Source organism: Bacillus sp. SRB_8, from assembly GCF_003264205.1.
Lineage (GTDB): Bacteria > Bacillota > Bacilli > Bacillales > Bacillaceae_G > Bacillus_A > Bacillus_A mycoides.
The window spans coordinates 20736-30300 of the sequence record NZ_NADT01000006.1 but is presented as its reverse complement, the minus strand read 5'-3'; the positions used below and the strand labels follow the sequence as shown (position 1 = coordinate 30300).

The 9565-nt window shown below is 33.7% G+C and carries 15 protein-coding genes and 1 riboswitch; of the genes, 9 read left to right on the top strand and 6 right to left on the bottom strand.

Annotated features, from left to right (window positions below; translation table 11 throughout):
- The first annotated feature begins 63 nt into the window (after nucleotides 1–63).
- On the top strand, nucleotides 64–924 hold the full coding sequence (locus B5P40_RS05290; protein ID WP_113708950.1) for a GNAT family N-acetyltransferase: 861 nt from the start codon (nucleotides 64–66) through the stop codon (nucleotides 922–924).
- Between the two features lie 42 nt (nucleotides 925–966).
- Here the strand turns inward: B5P40_RS05290 and B5P40_RS05285 are convergent, their stop codons facing one another.
- Nucleotides 967–1527 (bottom strand): cysteine hydrolase family protein, encoded by a 561-nt coding sequence (locus tag B5P40_RS05285; protein WP_002193177.1) that lies wholly within the window; start codon nucleotides 1525–1527, stop codon nucleotides 967–969.
- 182 nt (nucleotides 1528–1709) lie between these two features.
- On the opposite strand from B5P40_RS05285, the gene B5P40_RS05280 reads away from it, so the two are divergent.
- Nucleotides 1710–1970: a DUF6123 family protein gene (locus B5P40_RS05280; protein WP_001195213.1), complete on the top strand. Its 261-nt coding sequence runs from the start codon at nucleotides 1710–1712 to the stop codon at nucleotides 1968–1970.
- Nucleotides 1971–1972: 2 nt separating this feature from the next.
- Here the strand turns inward: B5P40_RS05280 and B5P40_RS05275 are convergent, their stop codons facing one another.
- The 3 genes from B5P40_RS05275 to B5P40_RS05265 form a co-directional block, all read right to left on the bottom strand.
- Nucleotides 1973–2878, bottom strand: coding sequence for a DMT family transporter (locus tag B5P40_RS05275; RefSeq protein ID WP_002189044.1), 906 nt, complete (start codon nucleotides 2876–2878; stop codon nucleotides 1973–1975).
- A 13-nt stretch (nucleotides 2879–2891) separates the two neighbouring features.
- A complete protein-coding gene (locus tag B5P40_RS05270) occupies nucleotides 2892–3278 on the bottom strand; it encodes a reverse transcriptase-like protein (RefSeq protein WP_002011911.1) in 387 nt (128 codons plus the stop codon).
- A gap of 70 nt (nucleotides 3279–3348) precedes the next feature.
- Nucleotides 3349–4221, bottom strand: coding sequence for an aldose 1-epimerase family protein (locus B5P40_RS05265; RefSeq protein WP_113708949.1), 873 nt, complete (start codon nucleotides 4219–4221; stop codon nucleotides 3349–3351).
- A gap of 131 nt (nucleotides 4222–4352) precedes the next feature.
- A riboswitch (PreQ1 riboswitch) is annotated at nucleotides 4353–4397 on the top strand.
- A gap of 6 nt (nucleotides 4398–4403) precedes the next feature.
- Here B5P40_RS05265 and B5P40_RS05260 point away from each other — a divergent pair.
- The 3 genes from B5P40_RS05260 (at nucleotide 4404) to B5P40_RS05250 (ending at nucleotide 6008) form a co-directional block, all read left to right on the top strand.
- Nucleotides 4404–4892 (top strand): QueT transporter family protein, encoded by a 489-nt coding sequence (locus tag B5P40_RS05260; protein ID WP_002011909.1) that lies wholly within the window; start codon nucleotides 4404–4406, stop codon nucleotides 4890–4892.
- Nucleotides 4893–5159: 267 nt separating this feature from the next.
- On the top strand, nucleotides 5160–5819 hold the full coding sequence (locus B5P40_RS05255) for a ribonuclease H family protein (protein WP_002189046.1): 660 nt from the start codon (nucleotides 5160–5162) through the stop codon (nucleotides 5817–5819).
- Between the two features lie 12 nt (nucleotides 5820–5831).
- Nucleotides 5832–6008 carry a zinc-finger domain-containing protein gene (locus B5P40_RS05250; protein ID WP_002011906.1) on the top strand — a complete coding sequence of 59 codons (177 nt, stop codon included), beginning with the start codon at nucleotides 5832–5834 and terminating at the stop codon, nucleotides 6006–6008.
- 33 nt (nucleotides 6009–6041) lie between these two features.
- On the opposite strand, the gene B5P40_RS05245 is transcribed toward B5P40_RS05250, so the two are convergent.
- Both B5P40_RS05245 and cspB read right to left on the bottom strand, forming a co-directional pair.
- A complete protein-coding gene (locus B5P40_RS05245) occupies nucleotides 6042–6290 on the bottom strand; it encodes a DUF2564 family protein (RefSeq protein WP_002011905.1) in 249 nt (82 codons plus the stop codon).
- A gap of 119 nt (nucleotides 6291–6409) precedes the next feature.
- On the bottom strand, nucleotides 6410–6607 hold the full coding sequence (gene cspB, locus B5P40_RS05240; protein WP_002011904.1) for a cold shock-like protein CspB: 198 nt from the start codon (nucleotides 6605–6607) through the stop codon (nucleotides 6410–6412).
- A gap of 260 nt (nucleotides 6608–6867) precedes the next feature.
- Here cspB and B5P40_RS05235 point away from each other — a divergent pair, with 260 nt between their 5' ends.
- From B5P40_RS05235 to B5P40_RS05220, 4 genes are all read left to right on the top strand, one after another.
- Complete coding sequence (locus tag B5P40_RS05235) at nucleotides 6868–7596, top strand: YqcI/YcgG family protein (protein ID WP_002193174.1); 729 nt, start codon at nucleotides 6868–6870, stop codon at nucleotides 7594–7596.
- 139 nt (nucleotides 7597–7735) lie between these two features.
- Nucleotides 7736–8368 carry a LysE family transporter gene (locus B5P40_RS05230; protein ID WP_002189048.1) on the top strand — a complete coding sequence of 211 codons (633 nt, stop codon included), beginning with the start codon at nucleotides 7736–7738 and terminating at the stop codon, nucleotides 8366–8368.
- 19 nt (nucleotides 8369–8387) lie between these two features.
- Nucleotides 8388–8681: a hypothetical protein gene (locus B5P40_RS05225; RefSeq protein ID WP_002011898.1), complete on the top strand. Its 294-nt coding sequence runs from the start codon at nucleotides 8388–8390 to the stop codon at nucleotides 8679–8681.
- An 82-nt stretch (nucleotides 8682–8763) separates the two neighbouring features.
- Nucleotides 8764–9393, top strand: a complete 630-nt coding sequence (locus B5P40_RS05220; protein WP_002126527.1) for a sterol desaturase family protein — start codon at nucleotides 8764–8766, stop codon at nucleotides 9391–9393.
- Nucleotides 9394–9565: the final 172 nt, after the last annotated feature.

The following is a 9565-nucleotide window of genomic DNA, read 5'->3' as shown; positions in this document are numbered from 1 at the left end:
AGGGAAACATGTACAAGTTGATTCATGCAGAATGGTTCAAACGTCTAAAGAAGGAGATGGGGAATGATTGAAGTGGAGATTAGGGTGGAGCGTCTTAGGAAAGGGAAAATAGAGGATATTGTAGCATTATCTTCTCATATTGGCTGGGATTACAACAGAGAGGAAATTGAGATGATTTTGAATACGGGTATAGTATATGGTGTAGCAAATGAGAGAGAAGAGCTTATTGCTAGCGCAGCAATTATACTATACGGGGAGACATTAGCCTCAATTGGAATGGTAATTGTACATCCAGATTATAAAGGAAGAGGGATTGGAAAGATAATAACGGATTTATGTGTTAAAAGCGTATTAACTCAAACCCCCATTATGCTTATTGCCACGGATGAGGGGGAAATTTTATATGAAAAACTAGGATTCAGGGCTGTTAGTTATGTTTCTAAATACATATGTAACTCGTACAATGCGAATTACCATTGTGTAGGAAATGAAGAGTATATTGTGAATTATGAAGAACGTGATTTAGAAGAAATAATACAAATAGATAAAGATGCATTTGGAACAAATAGAGAAGAGTTTTTAAAGTATCGAATTATTCAAAGTGAACAATGTATTGTTACAAAGGATGCACAACAAAATGTATTAGGTTACGGTTTAAGTATACAAACGCCAGAAAATAAAATAATAGGACCGGTCGTTGCTAAAAATGATGCGATGGCAATGAGAATGGTACATTATTTAGCAAGAGAGCATCATGGTAAATTAAGAATTGATGTACCAGAAGGAAAGAAAGGTTTCATGAAAGAATTAGAGATTACTGGTTTTCAAAAGGTTAATACCCCACCAATTATGATAAAAAATAGTGATCAATTTTTGAAAAGAAATGGAGAACTATACAGTATTGCAGCGCAAATTTTTGGATAAAAAAGAATCCTTTTGTGAAAAGGATTCTTTTTTATAGCCAAATTAATCGCGATATTGATCATGAATAGGTTGAAAAAGGTCTTCCTCGACATCTCTAACCATTGAAAAATGATCAACGTTATAATGTCCATGTAGAGTTTTATTATGATGACCAATAATTTGCTCTGCAGATAACACGTTAGAATCAGTTGTGGAATGACCATTTTTAATTAATGTAACGTCAAATCCTTGTACAGTTGCTGTTCTAACGGCGGTATCGATGCAATGTTCTGTTTTACATCCACCGATAACGATATGGCTAATCTTCTCTTCTTTTAAAAGTTCAAGTAAAGAAGTGCCATAGAATGCGTTTGTTGCTGCTTTATTAATAAGGATTGCAGACTGAGGTACTTTAATTTGATTATGTACTTCAAATCCTTCTCCGCTACCAGAAGCAACATCGATATCTCTTACGAAAACAGTAAGGGCATTTGCATCTATTGCTTTCTGTACGGCTGTATTTAGTGTAGATAATAGCTCGGTTTTACGAAAAACTTCATTTTCTTGTTCATTTCCATCCATTAATTCTTGCTGAGCATCGATAATTAATAGTGCTTGTTTCATTCGATATCCCCTTTAATATAAAATAAATTCCACTTTACATATTCTTTTATATTGTAAGGAACTCCTCTTTTTTCTAAGAAGTAGACGATAGATTTACAAAGTTGTCAAATAAATTTCATTCTCATAGAGTATAAAAACATGTATGATAAGAAGTGGAGAATTTTTGAGTAGGTGGGAATATCATGCAAACAGTAGAAGATTATCTTTCATTCTTACATACGAAAGGATTTAAATTATCAGAGGAAGCACAAGGATTTATTATGTTCGGACAAGGATATACTGGTGCATCTGATGGGATTGTGAACGTAGCAATAGAAGCGACGATTAAACATCAATTACAGTTTGATGGCAGTTATTTTGTTGCGTTATTAGAACGATTGAAAGAAGAAGAAATTACAGATAAAAAAAGCGCTAAGGCTTTTATGCGGAAGTTACAAGCGTAACTTCACGCAGCCTGCGCTTCTTTTTTTGTTTTGGAAGGTAATTCAACAAAAACCATACCTAGGAAAATACATAGACATCCAATAATAGCAGAAATAGAAAGCTGTTCATTTGCTACTAGAACACCTGTTAATGCTGCAAAAACAGGCTCCATTGCGAAGATTATTGCTACTCTCGTTGGAGAAGTGTGTTTTTGTGCAGAAGTTTGAATGAAAAAGGCAATTGATGTCGCAAATAGGGAAGTTAGAAATAGAGCGAATAAAAAGGATTGATTCGTCCATAGTGAAACTGAAAATAATTTTTCCCAATCTTCAAACAAAAAAGCGCAAATAGAAGAAAATATACCGACAGCTAATACTTGAGAGGTGCTTAGTAATAAAGGTGATATTTTCTTAGAAAAGAAACCGTTAACAAGAATATGGGCAGCAAAAGCAACTGCACAACCGAGAACGAGTATATCTCCAATGTTTAATTGAAAAGAATCACCAGCCGTTAATAAGTATAAACCTGCTGTTGCTACAGCAATACCAAGTACGATGAAAATTGTAGCCCGCTGTTTTAAAAAGATAAAAGATAGGATTGGAACCATAACGATGCTAAGTCCAGTTAAGAAACCAGCTTTTGAAGAAGTTGTATAAAGTAAGCCGAATGTTTGTAATAAATAGCCAACACATAAAAAGAATCCAACAATCAATCCAGCGAGACTACTCTGTTTTATATCTTGTTTTGAAGTTTTTTGTGAGAAAATCATTTGAACGAATAATAAAATAATTCCAGCGAATAAAAAGCGAATCCCATTAAAAGTAAATGGACCAACGAAAGACATAGCATTTTGGACGACAACAAACGTAGCTCCCCAAATAAAAGAGACAAATAATAAAGCAAGAGGAGCAATCCAATCTTTTTTCACACTCATACCCCCGTTAATTTTGTAAGATAGCTTTTCTAGCTAATTCATCAGCAACTTTATTTTGACTACTTGGAATCCACTTAATAAAAAAGAGATCGAAACTTTTTATGTACTGCAGTGCTTCCTCTAATAGTGGTGCAAATATTTTATTTTTTGCGTATTCTTTTTCGACAGCTCGCTCGACAAGCTGCGAATCGGTACGAAAAGAGACAATGTTATAATTATGCTCCGTGCAATATTTTAATGCCGCAAGTAAAGCGTGGTATTCTGCTTCATGATTGGACATTGTCCCAAGGGGCAATGATAACTGTACAGCTGGTTGCACCCCTTTAATAAACACTCCTGCACCAGAAGGACCAGGATTTCCTTTTGATGCACCATCAATATATACTTCAATCAAAATGAGAAACCTCCAAATTATAAGATGATCCCCTACTTATATGTTTCTTTGAAGTAGGGGATAGAGTAACTTAGTCGATTGTAATACTATAACGACATGTAAATGTTTCATTCGTTTGTAAAGATTGAATTCCTTTTTTTTCCTTGAAATCTTTTGCCGGATTTACTTCATCAGCAATCCCGTACCAAGGTTCAATACATAAGAAAGGTGCGTTCTCGCCTGGTGTCCATACACCGACAAATGGGAATCCGTCAAATTCTATTTTTACAAATTTATTATGTTTATGAGAACGAATAGAGATTTCATCCGTATTCATATTTTCAAAAATAAGTGCATCATTTTTGAATAAATCGTATGTAAGTGGCAATTCATTCGTATTTTCAGCGATTAATTGCTTTTTACTTGAAAGATAAGGTCCTTCTAATACGCTTGTTTCTAAGCGTTCAGAACCATTAAATGATAAATGATAATCTGTAAATGATTCGCCCTCTAATAAGGGGAAGTTGAAACCAGGATGTGCTCCGATTGAGAAGAACATCTCTTTTGAAGTAGGGTTATTTACTTCATATGTTACATGAACGATTTGTCCATCTAGCTCATAAGAAACGAGTAATTCGAATTCGTATGGGTATTTTTTTAATGTTTCTTCATTACTAGTAACAATATAAGTAATATTCGTTTCACTTTGTTCTTTTACAGAGAATGTAAGATCACGAGCAAAGCCGTGTTGTGTTAAAGAATATGGTTTACCATCTACGTAGTATGTATTATCTACTAATCGGCCGACAATTGGGAATAAAATTGGTGCGCGGCGCCCCCAATAAGTAGAATCGCCTTGCCATAAGTATTCAGTGTTATCTTCTTTTAAGCGAACGCTTTGTAATTCTGCACCTTTGTCAGAAATGGAAACGATCACTTTTTCATTTTGAATTGTTGCTGTCATGAAGTGAAACCTCCTAAATCTTTCATATGTTTTATTATACGTTGTCCAAAAGAAAAAAGGTAGTAAATGATAGGAATCTATTGACGAAAGAGTGCCTATTGCGTAAAATATAATCTTGTTGCTTAAAAACGAATAACGTGGTTCGAAACCATCCCACGTAAAAAAACTAAGGAGATTTTGTCATGAATATAAGAACATTAGTCGGTAATGGTATTTTAGCGGCATTATATATTGCTGTTTCTATGCTTATTCAGCCATTTGGCTTTACGAGTGTACAGTTTCGTATTTCAGAGATGTTTAATCATCTCGTTGTATTCAATAAGAAAGCAATTTACGGGATTGTATTAGGTGTATTTTTAACGAATCTCTTTTTCTCACCTATGATCGCTTATGATTTAGTATTTGGAGTAGGGCAATCAATTCTTGCATTACTTGCAACTATTATTTCTATGCGCTTCATTAAAGGTGTTTGGGCTCGTATGATTTTTAATACAGTTATTTTTACAGTCACAATGTTTATGATTGCAATTGAACTTCATCTTGCGTTTGATCTGCCATTTTTATTGACATGGCTAACTTGTGCAGTTGGTGAATTTGTTGTAATGGCAATTGGTATGCCTGTAATGTATTGGATTAATAAGCGAGTGCAATTTGAAAGATTTATGCAATAGATGAAAGAGCTGTCCTTACTTAGGATGGCTCTTTTTGTATGTGATTAAATTGTATATAATACTGTGACTTTTGATAAAATATAATAAAATAAAGTGAAACTTTAATCAGTGGGGGGACCCCACTGATTATTAGTTGAACCAATCGGGCATTTACGGACAGTTGATCTTCCGCCTAACTTCTTTGCTTTCGTTAAATTTTAAGGTGGGAGTCTTACTGACCGTTCATGCGGGATAAATATAAGAAGTCTTATAAAAGGGGAATCTAGTATGAAATATAAAATACATTGGTTGTATAAAACGAAGCGTGGTTTACAAACTGAATTAACAACAGATTATATGAACATAGAAGAAGTGCTTCAATTTGCGGAGGATTTTGAGAAAACAGGTAGGGTGAAAGAACTTTTATTTTTCGATGAAATGGACGCGGAATGGTCATTAAAAGAAATGAAAAAACTGAGTAAGCAAGTGGAGGAAAATCCGCAAGAAATTCAAGTTTATTTTGATGGTGGTTATGATGTACAGACGAAAGAAGCTGGGGTTGGTATATGTGTATACTATAAAAAAGGAAATACAAATTACCGAATTCGTCGCAATGCATACATAGAAGGCATATATGATAATAACGAAGCGGAGTATGCAGCATTATTATACGGGATGAATACACTCGAGGAATTAGGAATTAAATATGAAGCAGTTACACTTCGTGGAGATTCTCAAGTTGTACTGCAGCAATTAGCTGGTGAATGGCCTTGCTATGATGAACATTTAAATCATTACTTAGATCAAATTGAACAAAAAGCGAAGCAAATGAAATTAAAACTTATTTGTGAACCGATATCTAGAAAACAAAATAAAGAGGCACATCAATTAGCAGCGCAAGCATTAGAAGGGACGACAATTGATAGTCATAAAGAAATAACCGAATAGAGAGGTGCACACGTGAAGAAGAAGCAACTCATTACAGAGGTAAATGACTTATTAGAAACGTATTGCGGAGGGTGTTTCCTGCAGGAACATAATCGGAAAAATCATAGTAAATACTATGCCCATTCTTTTTGTATACGGCAATGTACGGTTGGAGAGAAGTTGAAAAAGTATGGGGAGCAATTGTCATAAAAAAACATCCAGAGAATTTTCTCTGGATGTTTTTTAGTGCTTCGCTTCATGTAATTGATGCTCGCATTTACTTAATTTTTTTTCTTCATTCATTAGAAATGGCTCATCTAAATCCGTTGCAACGGATTTCATGATTTCAAGCTGAGAACGAGCCGATTCTACTGCAGTAGTGGCATGCTCTAATGTGTCTGGATCCATTGAAATTGTTGCAGAACCTACCATTTTTTGTGCAGTTTCTACACGGAATTTTACTTCTTCAAAATCATTTACATGTGAACCCATTGTTATTGCCTCCTTTGTATTTTGCGCATTTCACATAGTTTTTGCTCTGGAAAACGGAAATATACAAAGGAATAACAAAGGAGGTTACCAAGTAAGGTAACCTCCTGTCATAAGTGGGATTAAAGTTTTGCTACGTTAGCAGCTTGAGGTCCACGGTTTCCTTCAGTAATGTCGAAAGATACTTCTTGACCTTCCTCTAAAGCTTTGTAGCCGTCGCTTTGAATAGCAGAGAAATGTACGAATACATCTTCAGAGCCTTCCATTTCGATAAATCCAAAACCTTTTTCATTGTTAAACCATTTTACTTTTCCTTGCATGTCACAATTCCTCCTAAAAACGATTCCTTTTTTCATTTAGTGAAATTCATTAAAAAATAATAAAAATAAAAAATGCTATATTCTCGAATATTCTGCTAAATGATTAATTTAAATATACATGAATTGGTAGAATTTAGTCAAGTAAGCGTTTTTAAAATTTTGTATTTTGAATTAATTTTTTCTTGAATTTTTAAAAAGGTATAGGACAAGCCGAGTATGTAATATTCTTAAGTGAATGCTGTACATAATGAGGTGAAAGAATGGATGAGTCTTATTTATTAGATAATGAAGGGATGAAAAATAGAGTCGACATACCGAATTGGGTTGCAAAAGAATTTCATGATTTTTCGAGTGTCGTGTTAGAACCAACCTTCCCGTGTTATTTCGGTTTAACAGCTTTGAAGAAGAATGAACTTCGTTATTCATTTCTCTCTCATAATGATTGGAGTCATTTGCCAAATACAATGTTAACTTTTTTGGAGCTAATGAAAGAGCGGCCGATTGTAAGAAGAGGATTTTTTCTTTTTGTGGAACCGGAATGTGAAGAAAAATCAATCGAATATTATCGAGATTATTTTTGGAAAGTACTACAATATTTGCATGAACAAGATAATCAATTATGGCCAAAGCAAATCCCGAAAAATCCAGACCATCATTTATGGGAATTTTCATTTGGTGGTGAACCAATATTTGCATTTGGGAATGCGCCAGCTTATAAACAGCGAAAGACTAGGCATTTAGGAAATTCTCTCGTTATTGGATTCCAGCCACGAACTATTTTCGAGGGATTAGAAGGAGATCGTCCTAAAGGGTCGTATTCAAGACAAATGGTCCGTGAACGAGTTGAAAAGTGGGATCAGTTGCCGAAGCACCCTAACATTAGTCACTACGGCGATCCTAATCATCGTGAATGGAAACAATATTTCATAGGGGATGATATTGAGCCGATTAAAGGTAAATGTCCTTTTCATCATAGGGTAGAGAAATAAGAGCCATCAACTGGATGGCTCTTTTGCATATTTTGGATAAAAAAGGGTATTGTATTAGTGAATAATTTTTATGAAAGCTAGTCTATTTTCTTTATTTGCATCATTACTTAATAGTAAAAGAAGTAGAAAGGATAGAGTGATGTTTGGAGCAATTATACAACAAATAGTATTAGGTATTTCATTAGCTGCACCTGTAGGTCCGATTAATATTGAAATGTTAAAACGAGGAATTGAACGTGGATTTTGGCATGCGTGGATTGTTGGAATCGGAGGAATGACTGCTGATATTTTGTTTATGCTGCTTATTTATTTTGGTTTATCTTCTGTGTTTATGTATACATATGTACAAGCTTTTATGTATTGCGCTGGTTTTTTCTTGTTGTTTTATTTAGGGTTTCAAAGTGTAAAACAAGGAATTTCTCACTCTAATATGGAATATAAACAAGAAGAGATAGGTGGACTTAAACAATCTTTTATGGCAGGATTTCTAATTGCGATATCCAATCCATTAAATCTCATTTTTTGGTTTGGTATATATGGAAGTACACTTAGCTCGTTGCTTACAAAGGTAACGAAACAAGAAGCTTTTTTGTACAGTCTTTGTATTATTGTTGGTATTATTTTGTGGAATTTAAATATTGCTTTTTCTGTACATTTTGGAAGAACTTTATTAAAGAAAAAAGCACTTGGCTATATTACAGCCGGAGCAGGTATTATTTTAGTAGGATATTCTATCCATTTTGCATACAAAGCTTTACAGTTGTTCATATAAGATTGAAGGGGAGATTTTTATGTATCGAACCACTATTGACGGAAAAGAAATTATCATCACTTTAGCACCAAAAATCCGAAAAGAAATTACTGATAGGAATCCACTATATGAAGCGGTATTTAAAAATGCAGCAAGGTTACTGCAAACGAAACAACCAACGTTTGCGGTAAATCATGAAGTATTTGGTCTCATTATTGGAGAAGTACAAAGAGGAGAAGTAACAGTGTTTGCAGTAGAACACATTATTCCGAAGCAAAATATATTTGGTCCGAACACTTTTTTCTCGACAATAGAACAGCAGGCAAATTTGTAAAGTGAATAGAATAAGAATGAAATAGAAAAAAATGGTCGTAACGATATGTTGCGGCTGTTTTTGTGGAAAAGGGGGAAGTAAGATGAAGAGAGTGGTGAAAGAGTTTTTTTTACAACATGATATTGTTATTATGTATAGTGTTCTATTAATTTTTATTATTATTTTAAAAATGCAATTTTTTACATGGATTGGTATGTTAGCGTGTATGTTTGGGATTGTTTTTTATACGTTTAACGAATATATGACGCACCGTTTTTTATTCCATTTAAAGCCGCCTAAAAACGCATTTTTATTAAAAATGTTAAGAAGATTACATTATGATCATCATGTATATCCAGATGATTTAAAACTTTTATTTTTGCCTGTATGGTTTAGTATACCTAGCTTTACTATATATTTACTTATAACGTATGGTATTACAAAAAGTGTTACTGTTACACTTTCATTCGGAATCGGAATGATTATCATGCTCCTCGTTTATGAATGGAAACATTATATTGCACATAAACCGATTCGTCCCTTCACTAAGTTTGGAAGATGGCTAAAAAAACAGCACATATTACACCATTATAAAAATGAAAAGTTTTGGTTCGGAGTTTCAAATCCAGTATTCGATTTTATATTTAGAACACTTAAAGATGGAAAAGACGTTGAATTAAGTGAAACAGCTCGTAATTTAGAAAAGGAGACAAAGAAAGAAGTAGTGCGATAAGCACTACTTCTTTCTTCTATTTTAATGGGAATAAAAGTTTAATCGAATCAATCAAATTTTATGTTAAAAAAGTATATTGAAAATTTAGGAGAAAATGACGAAAAATGTCTATCGAAAAATCTTTGCAGGAATGTATGGATTGTCTAAAATGGAAATAAGTTTCTGAATATTT

Coding starts and splice junctions, on each gene's coding strand:
- B5P40_RS05220 (WP_002126527.1), top strand. CDS start 8,764: ATGAAGAGAGTGGTGAAAGAGTTTTTTTTACAACATGATATTGTTATT.
- B5P40_RS05255 (WP_002189046.1), top strand. CDS start 5,160: ATGAAATATAAAATACATTGGTTGTATAAAACGAAGCGTGGTTTACAA.
- cspB (WP_002011904.1), bottom strand. CDS start 6,607: ATGCAAGGAAAAGTAAAATGGTTTAACAATGAAAAAGGTTTTGGATTT.
- B5P40_RS05285 (WP_002193177.1), bottom strand. CDS start 1,527: ATGAAACAAGCACTATTAATTATCGATGCTCAGCAAGAATTAATGGAT.
- B5P40_RS05265 (WP_113708949.1), bottom strand. CDS start 4,221: ATGACAGCAACAATTCAAAATGAAAAAGTGATCGTTTCCATTTCTGAC.
- B5P40_RS05290 (WP_113708950.1), top strand. CDS start 64: ATGATTGAAGTGGAGATTAGGGTGGAGCGTCTTAGGAAAGGGAAAATA.
- B5P40_RS05225 (WP_002011898.1), top strand. CDS start 8,388: ATGTATCGAACCACTATTGACGGAAAAGAAATTATCATCACTTTAGCA.
- B5P40_RS05245 (WP_002011905.1), bottom strand. CDS start 6,290: ATGGGTTCACATGTAAATGATTTTGAAGAAGTAAAATTCCGTGTAGAA.
- B5P40_RS05230 (WP_002189048.1), top strand. CDS start 7,736: ATGTTTGGAGCAATTATACAACAAATAGTATTAGGTATTTCATTAGCT.
- B5P40_RS05260 (WP_002011909.1), top strand. CDS start 4,404: ATGAATATAAGAACATTAGTCGGTAATGGTATTTTAGCGGCATTATAT.
- B5P40_RS05280 (WP_001195213.1), top strand. CDS start 1,710: ATGCAAACAGTAGAAGATTATCTTTCATTCTTACATACGAAAGGATTT.
- B5P40_RS05235 (WP_002193174.1), top strand. CDS start 6,868: ATGGATGAGTCTTATTTATTAGATAATGAAGGGATGAAAAATAGAGTC.